The following is a 15,944-nucleotide window of genomic DNA, read 5'->3' as shown; positions in this document are numbered from 1 at the left end:
AGCCAGGGGGCGGGGCGGTCGAGGCCGATGATGTCGGCCACCTCGAACCGCGGGCGCACCACCGCCGCCGCATCGCCGCGCACCAGGACTTCCGGCACCAGCGGGCGGGTATTGTAGGTGCCCGACTGGACCGCGCCATAGGCGCCGGCGGTCATCACCGCCAGCAGGTCCCCAGCCTTCGCCTGCGGCAGCGGGCGGTCGAGCGCGAGGAAATCGCCGGTCTCGCACACCGGCCCCACCACGTCCGCCACCACCAGCGGCGCGTCGGCGGTGGGCTCGATGACGGGAATGATGTCGTGGTGCGCCTCGTAGAGGGTGGGGCGGATGAGGTCGTTCATGGCGGCGTCCACCACCACGAAGGTCTTGCCCTCGCCTTCCTTAACGTAAATCACCTTCGTGACGAGAATGCCGGCATTGGCTACCAGCATGCGGCCCATCTCGAACACGAGGGGCAGCTTCAGGTCGCCGAGGGCCCGGCCGACCACCTCGGCATAGGCGCTGGGCGGCGGGGGCACCGGGTCGGAGGCGGCATAGGGCACGCCGAGCCCGCCGCCGAGATCCATGTGGTGGAGCTTGTGCCCCGCACTGATCAGGTCGCGCGCCAGCTCCGCCAGCAGCGTCACCGCATTGTCGAAGGGCGCCATGTCGGTGATCTGGCTGCCGATATGCATGTCCACGCCGGTGATGGCGAGGCCGGGCAGGCGGGCGGCGAAGTCATAGACATCGCGCGCCCGCGAGATGGGAATGCCGAACTTGGTGGCGGACTTGCCGGTGGAGATCTTCTTGTGGGTCTTGGCGTCCACGTCCGGATTGACGCGAATGGAGACCGGGGCGCTCACCCCCCTGGCGGTGGCCACTTCCGACAGGGCGAGCAGCTCGGGTTCGCTCTCCACGTTGAAGCACAGGATACCGGTATCGAGGGCCGCCGCCATTTCCTCCCGGGTCTTGCCGACGCCGGAGAAGACGATGCGCTCGCTCGGTACGCCGGCGGCGCGGGCCCGCGCCAGCTCGCCGGCGGAGACGATGTCTGCCCCCGCGCCGAGCCGGGCGAGGGTGGTGATGACCGATTGGTTGGAATTGGCCTTCAGCGCGTAGCACAGCAGCACGTCGCGACCGCTGAAGGCCTCCATGAACACCTGGTAGTGGCGTTCCAGGGTGGCGCTGGAATAGCAGTAGAAGGGGGTGCGCACCTCGGCGGCGAGGGCGGTAAGGTCCACGTCCTCCGCGAAGAGGCGGCCGTTGCGGTAGTCGAAATGGTGCATGGATAAGGGGCGGTCCGTGCGCGCTGTCGTTTGGGCCGGGACGGTCGGGCGCCGGGCGCGAAGGCCTTAGCTTTGCCGGGGCGCTGTCAGAGCAGGCCGTCGAGGATGAAAGGCTGGTCGGGCTTGCTGACGTCCTTGAGCAGGGGGGATTCGCCGGTGCTGGCGCCGGGGGCCGTCTTCTTTTTCTGCCACTCGGCGTGGGGCGTCGCACTCTCCAGGATCTCGCCGTCCGAGGTCGGGGCGACATAGGTGCCGTCGGTGGTCGCGCCCGGCTTGGTGCCGGGCTTGGCTGAGGTCGCGGCCGCCTGCTGGACCGCCGGCTTCGCAGCCGGAGGCGTGGCCTGGGGGGTGACGTGGGCGCCGGGCGGCGGCTCAAGCGGTCCCTTCACGCCGCACGCCGCAAGGGCGAGGGTGCCGCAGAGGGCGAGGGGGACGAGAAGGGGGCGCATGGCGGATCGGGCCGTTCCGGAAAAGATGGCCGCCACTATAGCCCGCGCCGCGCCAAAGGCGAGCCCCCGCCTCCCGCGCTGCAGGATGGGGGGCGACACGGGGCGGGGCCGGCGCGTCATGACGGGACCCCGAGCTTCTTCAGCCAGCGCTTGGCCTGCGCCCGCACCCGGGTTGGCGCGGTGCCGCCATAGCTCACCCGGCTGCGCACGGAGCGCACCACGGACAGCACCGAGAACACGTCCTGGGTGATCCGCGGGTCCACCCCCTGCATATCGTCGAGGGACAGCTTGTGCAGCGCAATGCCGCGGTCGGAGGCGAGCCCCACGATGCGCCCGGTGATGTGGTGGGCCTCCCGGAACGGGATGTTGAGCGCGCGCACCAGCCAGTCGGCGAGGTCGGTGGCGGTGGAATAGCCCTGGCCCGCCGCCTTCTCCATGCGCTTCTCGTCCGGGACGATGTCGCGCACCATGCCGGCGGTGGCCGCCACCACCAGGGAGAGGGCCGAAAAGGCGTCGAAGGCGCCTTCCTTGTCCTCCTGCATGTCCTTGGCGTAGGCCAAGGGCAGGCCCTTCATCACTACCAAGATGCCGGTGAGCGCGCCAATGATGCGCCCGGCCTTGGCCCGCACCAGCTCGGCCGCGTCCGGATTGCGCTTCTGCGGCATGATGGAGGAGCCGGTGGTGAACTTGTCCGAGAGCTTCACCAAGGCGAAGGACGGCGAGGTCCAGATCACCACCTCCTCGGCGAAGCGCGAGAGATGCACCGCGCAGATGGAGGCGGCGGAAAGCGTCTCCATGACAAAGTCGCGGTCGGAGACGGCGTCCAGCGAATTGGCGGTGGGCCGGTCGAAGCCGAGGGCCCTGGCGGTGGCCTCCCGGTCGATGGGGAAGGAGGTGCCGGCCAGCGCCGCCGAGCCCAGCGGGCATTCGTTCAGGCGCTTCCTGGCATCGGCGAGGCGGCCGCGGTCGCGCGCCACCATCTCCACATAGGCCATGAGGTGATGGCCGAACGTGACCGGCTGGGCGGTCTGCAGGTGGGTGAAGCCGGGCATGACGGTGCCGGCATGGGCCAGCGCCTTCTCGGCCAGCGCCCGTTGCAGGTCGGCGAGCTGGGCGTCGAGGGCGTCCAAAGTGTCGCGCACATAGAGGCGGAAGTCGGTGGCCACCTGGTCGTTGCGCGAGCGGGCGGTGTGGAGGCGGCCGGCGGAGGCGCCGATCAGCTCGGCGAGGCGGCTCTCCACGTTCATGTGGATGTCCTCCAGCTCGCGCCTGAAGCTGAAGGTGCCGGCCTCGATCTCTGACAGGATCGTGTCTAGACCCTCGGTGATCCTGTCGGCATCTTGCGCCGCCACGATGCCCTGGGCCGCGAGCATCTTCGCATGGGCCTTGGATCCGGCGATGTCCTGCGCATAAAGACGCTGGTCGAAGCCGATGGAGGCGTTGATCTCCTCCATGATGGCGTCGGGGGCGGAGGTGAAACGCCCGCCCCACATCTTGTTGCTCATGACGGATCCCCTCGTGATGACCGAAGCCGACCAGCCCCGCGCGACCGAAACCGACGAGACGGCGACCGGGCCGGCAGCGGCGCCTCCAAAGGGCGGGCGCGGCTCCGGCATGCGGACCGTCGCGATCGTCGCGCTGGCGACGCTGGCGGGCGCCGTAGCCGGCGCGCTCGCCCTATACGGGATGAACCGCCTCCCCGGCAATGCACAGGCGCCTCAGGTCACCTCCGCGCCGGCCGCGGAGCCGGCTTCGTCCAAGGTGGCGGATGCGGCCTGCCAGGGCACCGTGGAGCGCGCCCGGGCGCTGGCGCCGCTGGTGAAGGGCGACCTCGCCGCCTTTGCCCCCGCCACCGAGCCGCGCCGCCTGCCGCCCCTCGCCTTCACCGACGGTAGCGGCAGGGAGGTGACGCTGGCCGATTTCAAGGGCCGGGTGGTGCTGCTCAATCTCTGGGCGACCTGGTGCGTGCCCTGCCGCAAGGAGATGCCGGACCTCGACCGGCTCCAGGCCAGTCTCGGCGGCCCGGACTTCGAGGTGGTGGCGGTCAATCTCGATACCCGCGATCCCGAGAAGCCGCGCGCCTTCCTCAACGAGATCGGGGTGAGGCGCCTCGCCTTCTATGCCGACCCGGCGACCAGGACATTCCAGGCCCTGCGTGGCGTCGGCCGGGGGTTCGGCCTGCCCACCACGCTCATCGTGGATCGCGACGGCTGCGAGATGGGATACCTGGCGGGACCGGCCGAATGGGGTGGCGCCGAGGCCGAGGCCTTGGTGCGCGCTGCCATGGCGACGGGCGGGCCCGCCGTGCCGGTGCGGTAGCACCATGCGGGCGTAAAATTCGCATTTTGCGAAAAAAGGATTTTGGGCTTAAGTGTCGCTCAACCTTCTGTGTTCACAGTGCGTGACCATGAAAGGCGGCGGTCGCGTGTGACGTCTGCAGTCCCGTGACCGGTCCGACGAAACCTCCCCCAGCGGTAAATTGCGTTCCACGCCACGCCAGTGTTAAAAACTTGACCTTGACAATAATGGCTCGTGCAGCAGCCGAAATCGAATCACCGGGGACGCGCCTTGAGAATTCTGTCGATCTTCGGCACGCGCCCGGAGGCCATCAAGATGGCCCCGCTGGTTCGCACCCTCGCGGGGGCGCCTGAGATCGCATCCCTGGTCTGCGTCACCGGCCAGCACCGCGAGATGCTGGACCCGGTGCTGCGGCTGTTCGACATCCGCCCCGATTTCGACCTCGGCCTCATGGCCCACAACCAGGGGCTCAACGGCCTCGCCGCCGGCGCGCTCTCCGGCCTCGATGCCGTGCTGGCGCAGGTTCGGCCCGATCGCGTGCTGGTCCATGGCGACACCACCACCGCCATGGCGGCAGCGCTGGCCGCATTCCATCGCCGTATTCCGGTGGGCCATGTGGAAGCGGGCCTGCGCACCTATGATCTCGCCCAGCCCTTCCCGGAGGAGATGAACCGCCGGGTGGTGGATCTGGTCAGCGACCTCCTGTTCGCGCCCACGGCCCGCGCCGGGGCGAACCTTGCCGCCGAGCGGCTCGCCGGCCGGGTGCTGGTCACTGGCAATACCGTGATCGACGCCCTCGAGGCGACGCAGGTGCGCCTTGCCGCCGAACCGGAACTCGCTTCCGCCCTCGACCGGGCGCTGCCTGCCCTCGATCCGCGCAAGCGCATCCTCCTCGTCACCGGCCATCGCCGCGAGAATTTCGGCGACGGCTTCCGCTCCATCTGCGCGGCCCTGGCCGAGATCGCCCGTCGCCGTGACGTGGAGATCGTCTATCCGGTGCACCTCAACCCCAATGTGCGCGGCCCGGTGACCGAGGAGCTGGCCGGACGGGCCAACATCCATCTGGTGCCGCCCCTCGATTATCTGCCGTTCCAGCGGCTGCTGCAGCGCGCCCACCTGGTGCTCACCGATTCCGGTGGCGTGCAGGAGGAGGCCCCGGCGCTGGGCAAGCCGGTGCTGGTCATGCGCGAGGTGACCGAGCGGCCGGAAGCGGTGGAGGCGGGCACGGTGGAGCTGGTCGGCACCTCCCGCGCCGCCATCGTCGCCGCCGTCACCCGGCTGCTCGACGATCCCGACGCTTATGCCGCCTATGCCGGACGCATCAATCCCTACGGCGACGGGCAGGCCTGCCGCCGCATCCTCGATGGCCTGTGCGGACGTCCGGTGGACGAATTCGCGCCGCTTCCCTTCCCGCCCGCCGCGCCGGCACCCCGCCGCACCGCCGGCCTCGACGCCATGCTCGTGAGAGACTGACATGAAACACGAATTCGCCTTCCCGGCGGCGAGCGGCCGCGCCGCGACCGGTGCCACCCGAGGTCCTGCCGGCCAAGGTCCTGCTGCCCGGGGTCTCGCGACGCGGCTCGCGGCTCTTCTGCCGGCAGGCCTCCTCGCCGGCCTCCTCGGCGCGGTCCCGGCCCTCGCGCAGACGGCGGATCCGATCGTCGCGGCCATCCAGGAGCGGGCGGCGGATACCAAAGTGACGCGTTCCTACACCCTGTCCGACCTCGGCATCGAGGGGCCGGTGGTGCTCCAGGGCATGGATGCGCGCCGCGACCTCTATCTGCCCGTTCCGGCCGGCGTGCCCCTGAGCGATGCAGCCATCGCCCTCGACGGCGAATATCTGCGCGGCGACGGCGGACGCACCACCCTGGTGCTCTCGGTGGATGGGGTGCCGGTCTATTCCCGCCGGCTGGAAGGCGACAGCGGCAGCGCCGCAGCCGCCCTCGCGGTGGACGGCAAGCCACGCCCCACCGGCTTCGTGCGCCTTGGCACCGCCTGGTCGTCGGTGATCGGCGAGTATCTCTGCGCGGACGAGCGCGGCATCGGCAACGTGTTGAAAATCAGCCCGAAAAGCCGCTTCACCTATTCCTATGAGGCCGGCGCCGTGCGCGACCTCGCCACCGCCTGGAGCGGAATGCCCGGCGCGGGCAGCCTGCTGGTGGCGGGCGGCACCTTGACGAAAGACACCTACGACACCGCCTGGCGGCTCGGGCTGGCGCTGGAAGCCGCCGGCAAGCGCCTCGTGGTGAAGACCCTGCCCGCCATCGGCGAGGAGGTGGACCTCTCCGGCCTCGACGTTCCGGCCGCGCTGCGGGCGGTGGCGCCATTCTCGAACTTCGTCGGTATCGGCACATATCGCATCAAGGACGCGGCCGATCTTGGCGCCCTCCTGGTGCTGCCGGGCTCGCCCCTCGGCGCCGACGTGGTGGTGGCGGATGCGGGCCTCCTCACCTCCATCAAGGGCGCGCTCGACGCCCTCTCCGTCCGCCTCGGCCCGGCCTCGGCGGCCTTCACCGAGTGGCGCGCCAGGGCGGCGAGCCTCGGCGCGGCCACCGTGGCGGCGGACGAGGTGAGCCTGCAATCCCTCGCCGGCCGGCCGGTGATCGCGGTGGGTGGCGCGGCCGGCGGCAAGGCGACGGCGCTGTTCGACAGCTTCTGGCGCACCTCGCTCGCCTCCGGCGCGGTGACCATCCGCGCGGTGGATGCGGCGCCGCAGAAGCCGTCCTCGGTCGCCCTCGCCAGCCTCGGCCCGGCCGAGGGCAATCTCGACGTGCTGGCCCGCGGCGACTTCGTGGTCAGCTTCGATCTGGCCGCCGCCACCGGCGGTCATTCCCTGCCGAGCCGGCTCAACCTCGACGTGGCCGCCGCCCCCGGCGCCTCCACTTCCGAGCCGGTGGTGGCGGTGTTCCTCAACGACGTGCTGCTGGCCGCCAGGCGGCTGGACGCCACCGGCCATCCCGAGCACCTGACCGCTGCCGTGCCGCCCTATGCGCTGGCCGCCCGCAACGTGCTGCGCGTGACCTTCCAGCGCCAGCCGGTGAGCGACCGCTGCCGCGAGACGCCCCAGGCGTTCCCGGTCTCGGTGCTGCCCACCAGCCATTTCGAATTGGGCGGCGCGGCCCCCGGCGGCGATTTCCTCGGCGTGATCGCGGCCATGGCCTCCGGCGGTCGCCTCGTAGTGCCAGACACCTATCTCGCCAGCGCCAAGGCGAGCCTGCCCCGGGTGGTGCGGGCGGCGGCGGCGGCCGGCGTCCCGGCCGGCTCCAGCAGCTTCGAGGTGGCCGGGCCCGGCGCCTCCTTCCGCGCCGCCGGGGCCTTCCTCGCCCTCGACGTGCCGGTGCAGGGCATCACGCCCAAGGCCCGGGTGGAAGGCGACCGGCTCATGGTCGGCACCGACGACAAGGCGCGCCTGCTCGACATCTCCGGCCTCAGGAATGTGGCGCTGGTGCAGGCGGTGCGCGCCGACGAGACGCGCGGCATCGTCTGGCAGAGCATCGGCCCGGTGGCCATGACGCCGGAAAAGCCGGTGCGCCTCTCCCGGGGCGACGTGGCCCTGGTGGGGGTGGATGGCACGCTCACCGAGCTCAGCGCCTCGGGCGCAGCCCCGGGCACGGTGCGGGTGGCCGACACCGACGGGCCCGCCGGCAGCCTCCAGCGGCTGTGGCAGAAATCGTCGGACTGGGGCCTGCCGCTGGGCGTCGGCGCCGCCGCCTTGTTCTTCCTGCTGCTGATCCGCGCCTCCTACGTGCGCCGCCGCGGCAACTGACGCCGGAAAGATGACCGCCATGTCCGTCGACGGACTGTCTCTTTATTGGCCATTCCTCCTGGCCGATTACATCCGCGTGGTGGAATACGCCGCGGCGGTGGTGGCGGTGATCATCCTGATCTCCTCCATCGACGATCTGTTCGTCGATGCCTGGTACTGGGGGCGGCGGATCTACCGCCGCTTCGTCATCGAGCCGTTCATCCGCCCGCTCACCCCCGCCGCCCTCTACCAGCGGGACGAGCAGCCGCTCGCCATCATGATCCCCGCCTGGCTCGAATCCGGCGTGATCGCGGCCATGATCGAGAACATGGTGAGCGTGCTCGACTACCGGCGCTACGTGATCTTCGTGGGCACCTACCCCAACGATCCCGACACCATCGCCGAGGTGGAGCGCATGCGCCGGCGCTACAAGCAGCTGGTGCGGGTGGAGGTGAAGAATCCCGGCCCCACCAACAAGGCCGACTGCCTAAACGCCGTGGTGCGCGCCATCTTCCAGTACGAGGAGATGACCGGCACCGAGTTCGCCGGCCTCGTCCTGCACGACGCCGAGGACGTGCTGCACCCCCTCGAGCTGCGCTTCTTCAACTATCTCCTGCCGCGCAAGGACCTGATCCAGATCCCGGTCTTGTCGCTGGAGCGCCACTGGTCGGAGCTGGTGGCCGGCATCTACATGGACGAGTTCGCCGAGTGGCACGCGAAGGACCTGGTGGTGCGCGAGAGCATCGCCGGCTCCGTGCCCTCCGCGGGCGTGGGCACCTGCTTCTCGCGCAAGGCCATGCTGCACCTTCTCGCCGACGGGGCGGGCGAGGTCTTCAACACCGGCAGCCTCACCGAGGATTACGACATCAGCGCCCGCCTTTCCGCGGCGCGCATGCAGTCCATCATCGCCCGCCTGCCGGTGGACTACCGGGTGACGCGCGAGACCTTCTTCGGCTTCGGGCCGCAAATCGAGCGCGTCATCCGCATGCCCCTGTGCGTGCGCGAATTCTTCCCCGACACCTTCCGCACCTCCTATCGCCAGAAGGCGCGCTGGGCGCTGGGCATCGCCTTCCAGGGCTGGAGCCACATGGGCTGGCGCGGCAGCCTTGCCACCAAGTATTTCCTGTTCCGCGACCGCAAGGGCATCGTCACCTCCATCGTGGCGGTGCTGGCCTATGTGGTGGCGGCGCACTTCCTTGTGTTCTTCGCCGCCGAAAAGCTCGGCTGGCTGCCGGCGCGCTATCCGTCCATCTTCGCCACCGAGGCGTGGCTGCTGGTGGTGCTGACCGCCAATGCCATCGCCTTCGCGCTGCGGCTGGTGCAGCGCTTCTATTTCGTCGCCCGCGTCTATGGCTGGGAGCAGGGGCTCATGTCCGTGCCGCGGGTGGTGATGGGCAATTTCGTGAACTTCGCCGCCACCGCGCGGGCATGGCGTCTGTTCCTCGCCCACATCCTGTTCGGCCGGCGCATCGTCTGGGACAAGACGATGCACGATTTCCCCGACCAGGCCGAGCTGGGCCAGCAACGCCAGCGGATCGGCGAGCTGCTCCTGTCCTGGCAGGCCGTGCTGCCGGAGCATGTGGATGCCGCGCTCGCGGCGCAGGACGAGCGCCAGCAGCCCCTCGGCCGCATCCTCGTCTCCCGCGGCTGGCTGGACGAGGAGACGCTGGCGGAGGCCATCGCCTTCCAGTCCGGCCTGCCGCGCACCCATGTGACCGAGGACATGGTGCGCCGGTTCAACGATCTCCTGCCGCTCGACCTGATGGTGCGCCGGCGGATGATGCCAGTCGGCCGCGACGAGACCGGGCGCCTCGTGGTCGCGGTGGCGTCCCCCCTCGGCGACCGGGCGCTCGACGAGGTGCGCGAGGCGGTGGGCGGCCTGCCGGTCCAGCGCATCGCCCGCGAGGGCGAGATCAATGCCGGCCTGCGCCTTGTGCGCGGCGCCGCCCCCGGCCTCGAGGGCCATGGGGCGCCGCCGCTTCTGGGCGAGCTGCTGCTGGAAAAGGGCCTGATGCAGCGCGAGGCGTTCGAGGCGGCCATGGAACATTACCGCCCCGACGTGGACGGGCGGATCGGCGAATATCTCGTGCGCTGTGGCATCGTGAAGGAAGAGGCCATCGAGGCCACGGTCCGCGAGCAGGAGCGCCGGCTCGCCGTCGCCGCCCTGTGAGGCCGGCGGCCCGCCCGGCGCGACGCCCGGCCGGGGCGGTCCTGCCATGACGCGCCCGGTGAGCCGGCGGACGGCGCTCGCCCTCGGCGGCGCGGCGGCGGCCGGGGCCGGCCTCCTCGGCCTCGATCTGGCGCTGCGGCGGCTCGATCCCGCTCCCCGCCTGATGGAAGGCATCGTCTGGCAGGTCCATGGCGGCCTGCTCGATCCGCGCGGCGACTGGAACGAGCTCGGCGCCCGCAGTCTGCTGGTGCAATGGCTGGTGGCTGACGGCACCGCCTTCGTGCCGCTGCCGGGCCTCGGTCTGCCGCTGGTCGCCGACGCCCCCAACTGGGCCCGCATCGCCCGCGAGCCTTGGGCGCAGACCATCATCGCCGGCCTCGCCGGCCGCTTCAGCGAGCCGGCCGCGCGCCGCGACGTGCTGGCGCTCGGGGCGCTGTCGGCGCGGATCGCCCGGCAAAGGCTGCCGTTCAGGCCCTCGGGCTTCTATTTCCCGGTGGAGGCGGACCCGACCTGGACCGGGGTCGGCCAGATGGCGGCGGCGCTGGCCGATATCCCGCGCCCCCTGTGGGTGAGCGCCTACGACAATTCCAACGTGGGCGCGGATGCCTTCGCCGACTGGGTCGATGGCTGGCTGCCGAAGGATGTGGGCCTGTTCTTCCAGGATGGGGTGGGCGTCCACACCCGCGCGCCGGAGGCGGCGCGCGCTTATGGGCAGGCTCTGTCCCGGCGCCTCGGGCGCGGGCGCTTCAGGCTGATCGCCGAGGCCTTCCGCCCGGCGGGGGATGGAGGCTTCCGCGCCGCCACGGCGGCGGAGCTGCTGCCGCAGCTTCGCGCCTATGACGGCTTCGAGGTCTTCGTGTTCGACGGCCCGCATTATGTGGACCGCCTGCTGGTGGAAAAGCTGCTGGAGGGGTAGGGGCGGGCCTCATCTCCCGGCCTCGGGCGGGAGATGGCTTTCTTCGCCGCTCCTCAGTGGCGGAAGTGGCGCACGCCGGTGAAGACCATGGCGAGGCCGGCCGCGTCGGCGGCGGCGATCACCTCGGCGTCGCGCATGGAGCCACCGGGCTGGATCACCGCCGTGGCGCCCGCCTCCACCGCCGCCAGCAGGCCGTCGGCGAAGGGGAAGAAGGCGTCGGAGGCCACCACCGAGCCCCTTGTGAGCGGCGCCGCGAGGCCCAAAGCCTCGGCCGCGTCCAGCGCCTTGCGGGCGGCGATGCGGGCGCTGTCCACGCGGCTCATCTGGCCGGCGCCGATGCCCACCGTGGCGAGGTCCTTCGCATAGATGATGGTGTTGGACTTCACGTGCTTGGCCACCCGGAAGGCGAAGCGCAGGTCGGTCAGCTCGCGGTCGGTGGGCGCGCGCTTCGTGACCACCTTCAGGTCGAGGTCGTCGGCGCTGGCATTGTCCCGGCCCTGCACCAAAAGGCCGCCGGCCACGGTCTTCACCGTGAGGCCCGGCGCGCGCGGGTCGGGCAGGCCGCCGGTGAGCAGCAGGCGCAGGTTCTTCTTGGCCGCCACCACGGCGATGGCCTCCTCCGTGGCGTCGGGGGCGACGATCACCTCGGTGAAGATCTCCACCATGGCGCGGGCGGAGGCGGCATCCAGCGTGCGGTTCACCGCGATGATGCCGCCGAAGGCCGAGACCGGATCGCAGGCCAGCGCCTTGGCATAGGCCTCCTCCAGCGAGGCGCCCTCGGCCACGCCGCAGGGATTGGCGTGCTTGACGATCACCACCGCCGCGGTGCGGGCGGGATGGAATTCGGCCACCGCCTCGAAGGCGGCGTCGGTGTCGTTGATGTTGTTGTAGGAGAGCTGCTTGCCCTGCACCTGCCGCGCCGTGGCGACGCCGGGACGGATCTCGTCGGAGGCGTAGAAGGCGGCGGACTGGTGCGGGTTCTCGCCGTAGCGCAGCGCCTCGATGAGCTTGCCGCCGAAGGCGCGGAAGGCGGGCGCCTCCTCCTTCAGCTCGCGGGCGAACCAGTTGGAGATGGCCGCGTCATAGGCGGCGGTGCGGGCATAGGCCTTCTGGGCCAGCTTGCGGCGCAGGGGCAGAGTGGTGCCGCCATGCTCGGCGATCTCGTTCAGCACCGCCTCGTAGTCGGCGGCTTCCACCACCACGGCCACGTCGCCATGGTTCTTGGCCGCGCCGCGGATGAGGGCCGGGCCGCCGATGTCGATATTCTCGATGGTCTCGTCGAAGTCGGCCTTGCGGGCGACGGTGGCCTCGAACGGATAGAGGTTCACCACCACGAGGTCGATGGGGGCGATGGCGTGCTCGGCGAGGGACGCCTGGTGGCCCTTGTCGGCGCGGATGGCGAGGATGCCGCCGTGCACCTTGGGATGCAGGGTCTTCACCCTTCCATCCATCATCTCGGGAAAGCCGGTGAGGTCGGACACGTCCTTCACCGGCAGGCCGGCCTCGGCGATGGCCTTGGCGGTGCCGCCGGTGGAGACCAGCTCCACCCCGTGGGCGACGAGGGCGGTCGCGAACGGCACGAGACCCGTCTTGTCCGACACCGAGAGAAGGGCGCGGGTCACGGGACGGATATCGGCGGTCATGTAACGGCTCCGGCTGGAAGAATGCCGCTCGCCTATCACCAATGGGCGCCAAGGGCCAGCCGGCAGGCCCCCCGGTGGCGGCATGAGGGGTATGGAAAGGCGGCATGGCGGGGGAGGGAACGCCTCCCGCCGTCGCGGGCGGGGAGGCCGGATCCCAGGACGTGGTGCCCCGAAGGGCATTCCACGCCTCGCGCAGGAGGTCGTCGAGGAGCGGTAGAAAAGCCCGGACCTCTTCTCCCTCAATAAAGGTATTGGGATCGTCTCGTCCCTCAAATGGCGGATGCGCCCTTGCCGGTTGCCATGTTTAGAAGAGACCCATGGGGGTCATTCTTGGCTGAGCAGAAGGAATGGCACGATGCTCAACTGGCATGGCGCCTTCAGGTGCGCCGCTTCCGTTTGTACGACCGCCGTTTGCATGGCCGCGCTCATCGCTCCGGCCGGGGCGGCTCCTCCTCCCTCCGGTCGCGTCCAGATCGCCAATGCGAACAGCAATCTGTGCCTGAGCCCCGCCGGAGGGACCGGCAACCAGAACGAACAGACCGTCCAGTACCACTGTGATACTCACCCCTCGCGGGCCTGGGTCATCGAGCCCATCGAGGGCAACATCGTCAAGATCCGAAACGTGAACAGCAATCTCTGCCTGACGGTCGCAGGCGGGAACAGCGATCGCAACACGCCTTCGGTGCAGTATAGCTGCGACGATCATCCCTCTCGCCGCTGGCTCTACGCGCCGTTCGACGGCGGCCTGTTCCGGCTGGTCAATGTCAATAGCGGGCTCTGCCTGACCATCGCGGGCGGATCGACGGGGCTCAACCAGACTGCGGTGCAGTTTCCGTGCGACGAGCACCCGTCCCGCTTCTTCCGATTGAGATAGGTCAGGCGATCTTCAGTTCCTGCTCGGGCAGCATGGAGCCGGTCTCCCGCGCCTTCACGTGCCAGGAGAGCGCCTCCTCGATGATGTGCGGGGTGTGGCCGCCGCGGGCGCAGCCCCGCGCGAAATAGTCGTCCAGCGCGTCGCGGTAGAGCGGGTGGACGCAATTGGCGATGATCACCCGCGCCCGCTCGCGGGGGGCGAGCTCGCGCAGATCGGCAAGGCCCACCTCGGTGACGAGGATGTCCACGTCGTGCTCGGTGTGGTCCACATGGCTCACCATGGGCACCACGGAAGAGAGCGCGCCGCCCTTGGCGATGGATTTCGTCACGAACACCGACAGATAGGCGTTGCGAGCGAAGTCGCCGGAGCCGCCGATGCCGTTCATCATGTGGGTGCCGCCCACATGGGTGGAGTTGACGTTGCCGTAGATGTCGAACTCCAGCGCGGTGTTGATGCCGATGAGGCCGAGGCGGCGGATGATCTCCGGATGGTTGGAGATCTCCTGCGGGCGCAGGATGAGCCGGGATTTATATTCGGCGATGCGCGGCATCACCGCGTCATGCTTGGGCTTGGACAGGGTGATGGACGAGCCCGAGGCGAAGTTCAGCTTGCCGGCGTCGAACAGGTCGAAGGTCGAATCCTGCAGCACCTCCGAATACATGGTGAGGTCGGAGAACGGGCTCGCGATGAAGCCGTGCATCACCGCATTGGCGATGGTGCCGATGCCGGCCTGCAGGGGCTGCAGGCGGTTGGTGAGCCGGCCGATCTTCACCTCGTGCTTGAGGAACTCCATGAGGTGGGAGGCGATGGCCGCCGTCTCGTCGTCCGGGGGCAGCACGTTGGAGGCGCTGTCCAGCTTCTGGGTGATGACGATGGCCGCGATCTTCTCGGCCGGGATCGGGATGAAGGGCAGGCCCACCCGGCTCTCCGGCGCCACCACCGGGATCGGCTCGCGGAACGGGCGGCGGGTGGGGATATAGATGTCGTGCAGGCCCTCCAGCTCCATGGGCTGGGTCAGGTTGATCTCGACGATCACCTTCTCGGCCAGAATGGCGAAGGTGGCCGAATTGCCCACCGAGGTGGTGGGAATGATGCCGCCCTGCGCGGTGATGCCCACCGCCTCGATCACCGCCACGTCGATGGGGCCGAGCTGGTTGGTGCGCAGGTGCTCCACCGTCTCCGACAGATGCTGGTCCACGAACATCACCTCGCCGGCATTGATGGCCTTGCGCAGCGCGGGATCGGACTGGAACGGGATGCGGCGGGAGAGCAGGTGGGCTTCCGCCATCTGCTTGTCGAGGTCGTTGCCCAGTGAGGCGCCAGTGATCAACGTGATCTTCAGGGGCTCGCCGGCCTTGTGGGCTTCGTTGGCGCGGGCGGCCAGCGCCATGGGCACCGCCTTGGCCTCGCCGGCGCGGGTGAACCCGCTCATGCCCACGATCATCCCGTCCTTGATGTGCGCGGCCGCCTCCTCGGCGGAAACGATCCTGTCGGCGAGGGAGGAGAGGCGGATACGCGCGTGAGGCATGGTCGGCCATCCGTGTCTTGAGCCTATCCCATCGCGCATAGCGAGAGGGCGGCGGCGGCCGGAATTCGACTTAAGAGAAAATTCCGATCAGGCGACGATGGCGATGGGCAGGCCCAAGGCGTCGGCTTCCGGTGGGTCGGGAAAGCGCAAGGCCTTGCCTTCGGCCACTCTTTTGGCGGTCACGGCGCAGGCGGCGGCATCAATGAGGTCGTCCAGCCCCGCGCCTAGCGCACGGGCGTTCTGCTCGGTAAGCAGACCGGTCGGCACGCCGGATGCGCCCAACAGCCTACGCCGAAGGTCGAGGCCCGGCGCATGGGGCCGGTTCTTCACCTTCTTGGGCAGGTCGAGGGCGGCCTGTGCGTTCATGGCCCAGAACGCCACCTCGGGATGGCATTCCACCAGTCGGGCGCGCAGCTCCGGCCGGTGCCGCAGCAGGAGATCCAGCTCGGCGATCTTCGGGAACAGGTGGAAGCATTGCTTGGCCACCGCCCGTGGCGGATCGGACGCGGCGAGCGCTGCGGCGCAGGCGGCGCGGTAGCGCGCGGTCTCCTCGCCCGGTCCCACGCCGGCCATCACCGCAGCCCGCGCCGGGACCGAGAAGACCGAGGATTGCCGCATGCCGAGCAGGGGCCGCACCAGCCGCTCCGGCGTGCGACCGCCGGCGCCCACCTGCTCGGGCAGGCCGATGGGCAGGCCGATGGGCATGTCGATGGCGGCGATGTCCGGCGCGTCCGCCCTCTCGAACAGGGGCGCGACGGCGGCGATGCGCTCGAGGAGCAGGGTGGCGCCGCCGTCCCAGCGGGCGACGATCCAGCCGCCGCGGCATCCGTCGATGCCGGCGAACGGAAGGGACGGCGTCACCCTCAATCCTCCCCGGCCCTGGCCTTGGGCAGGGGCAGGGTGGAGGCCTGGGGGACTGGCGCGGTGTAGTATTTGCGCTTCACCGAGCCGGTCTCCGGGTTTCCCGACGGCGCGTAGGACATGGGCACACCCTGCGGTCCCACCTGCCAGCCGGGGGGCACGCCCTGCCCGGGCGACGGCTGGGGCGCGGGATAGGGC

Annotated in this window: 12 protein-coding genes and 1 pseudogene; 6 read left to right on the top strand and 7 right to left on the bottom strand. The window is 70.1% G+C overall.

The annotated features are described in order from the left end of the window. The 3 genes and pseudogenes from lysA to argH all read right to left on the bottom strand — a co-directional run. Window positions 1–1,262 (bottom strand): diaminopimelate decarboxylase (gene lysA / locus K9U40_RS18190; RefSeq protein WP_282891551.1); only part of this gene is annotated, 1,262 nt, incomplete at its 3' end. 317 nt (window positions 1,263–1,579) lie between these two features. After that, window positions 1,580–1,711: pseudogene (gene lptM, locus K9U40_RS24850) on the bottom strand (LPS translocon maturation chaperone LptM); the annotation flags it as partial. A 116-nt stretch (window positions 1,712–1,827) separates the two neighbouring features. Then, window positions 1,828–3,216 (bottom strand): argininosuccinate lyase, encoded by a 1,389-nt coding sequence (gene argH / locus K9U40_RS18180; RefSeq protein WP_282891549.1) that lies wholly within the window; start codon window positions 3,214–3,216, stop codon window positions 1,828–1,830. Window positions 3,217–3,232: 16 nt separating this feature from the next. Here argH and tlpA point away from each other — a divergent pair, with 16 nt between their 5' ends. The 5 genes from tlpA to K9U40_RS18155 all read left to right on the top strand — a co-directional run bounded on the left by tlpA (window position 3,233) and on the right by K9U40_RS18155 (window position 10,840). Continuing rightward, window positions 3,233–4,030 carry a thiol:disulfide interchange protein TlpA gene (gene tlpA / locus K9U40_RS18175; protein WP_282891548.1) on the top strand — a complete coding sequence of 266 codons (798 nt, stop codon included), beginning with the start codon at window positions 3,233–3,235 and terminating at the stop codon, window positions 4,028–4,030. Between the two features lie 249 nt (window positions 4,031–4,279). Beyond that, window positions 4,280–5,482, top strand: coding sequence for a non-hydrolyzing UDP-N-acetylglucosamine 2-epimerase (wecB, locus tag K9U40_RS18170; protein WP_282891547.1), 1,203 nt, complete (start codon window positions 4,280–4,282; stop codon window positions 5,480–5,482). Window position 5,483: 1 nt separating this feature from the next. Further along, window positions 5,484–7,775 carry a cellulose biosynthesis cyclic di-GMP-binding regulatory protein BcsB gene (locus K9U40_RS18165; protein WP_282891546.1) on the top strand — a complete coding sequence of 764 codons (2,292 nt, stop codon included), beginning with the start codon at window positions 5,484–5,486 and terminating at the stop codon, window positions 7,773–7,775. A 19-nt stretch (window positions 7,776–7,794) separates the two neighbouring features. Continuing rightward, complete coding sequence (locus K9U40_RS18160) at window positions 7,795–9,924, top strand: glycosyl transferase family protein (RefSeq protein WP_282891545.1); 2,130 nt, start codon at window positions 7,795–7,797, stop codon at window positions 9,922–9,924. Window positions 9,925–9,970: 46 nt separating this feature from the next. After that, window positions 9,971–10,840: a hypothetical protein gene (locus K9U40_RS18155; RefSeq protein WP_282891544.1), complete on the top strand. Its 870-nt coding sequence runs from the start codon at window positions 9,971–9,973 to the stop codon at window positions 10,838–10,840. A 53-nt stretch (window positions 10,841–10,893) separates the two neighbouring features. On the opposite strand, the gene purH is transcribed toward K9U40_RS18155, so the two are convergent. After that, window positions 10,894–12,483 (bottom strand): bifunctional phosphoribosylaminoimidazolecarboxamide formyltransferase/IMP cyclohydrolase, encoded by a 1,590-nt coding sequence (purH, locus tag K9U40_RS18150; protein ID WP_282891543.1) that lies wholly within the window; start codon window positions 12,481–12,483, stop codon window positions 10,894–10,896. Window positions 12,484–12,898: 415 nt separating this feature from the next. Here purH and K9U40_RS18145 point away from each other — a divergent pair, with 415 nt between their 5' ends. Next, complete coding sequence (locus tag K9U40_RS18145; RefSeq protein ID WP_282891542.1) at window positions 12,899–13,357, top strand: RICIN domain-containing protein; 459 nt, start codon at window positions 12,899–12,901, stop codon at window positions 13,355–13,357. A 1-nt stretch (window position 13,358) separates the two neighbouring features. Here K9U40_RS18145 and K9U40_RS18140 read toward each other — a convergent pair whose 3' ends face one another. The 3 genes from K9U40_RS18140 to K9U40_RS18130 form a co-directional block, all read right to left on the bottom strand. Further along, window positions 13,359–14,885: an acetyl-CoA hydrolase/transferase family protein gene (locus K9U40_RS18140; protein ID WP_282891541.1), complete on the bottom strand. Its 1,527-nt coding sequence runs from the start codon at window positions 14,883–14,885 to the stop codon at window positions 13,359–13,361. Window positions 14,886–14,972: 87 nt separating this feature from the next. Continuing rightward, a complete protein-coding gene (locus tag K9U40_RS18135; RefSeq protein ID WP_282891540.1) occupies window positions 14,973–15,746 on the bottom strand; it encodes a DUF429 domain-containing protein in 774 nt (257 codons plus the stop codon). A 2-nt stretch (window positions 15,747–15,748) separates the two neighbouring features. Beyond that, the coding region (locus K9U40_RS18130; RefSeq protein ID WP_282891539.1) for a hypothetical protein at window positions 15,749–15,944 on the bottom strand (196 nt) is incomplete at its 5' end.

Origin of the sequence: Xanthobacter autotrophicus (assembly GCF_030015065.1) — a bacterium.
GTDB classification, from domain to species: domain Bacteria; phylum Pseudomonadota; class Alphaproteobacteria; order Rhizobiales; family Xanthobacteraceae; genus Xanthobacter; species Xanthobacter autotrophicus_D.
This window is presented reverse-complemented; position numbering and strand designations above follow the sequence as displayed.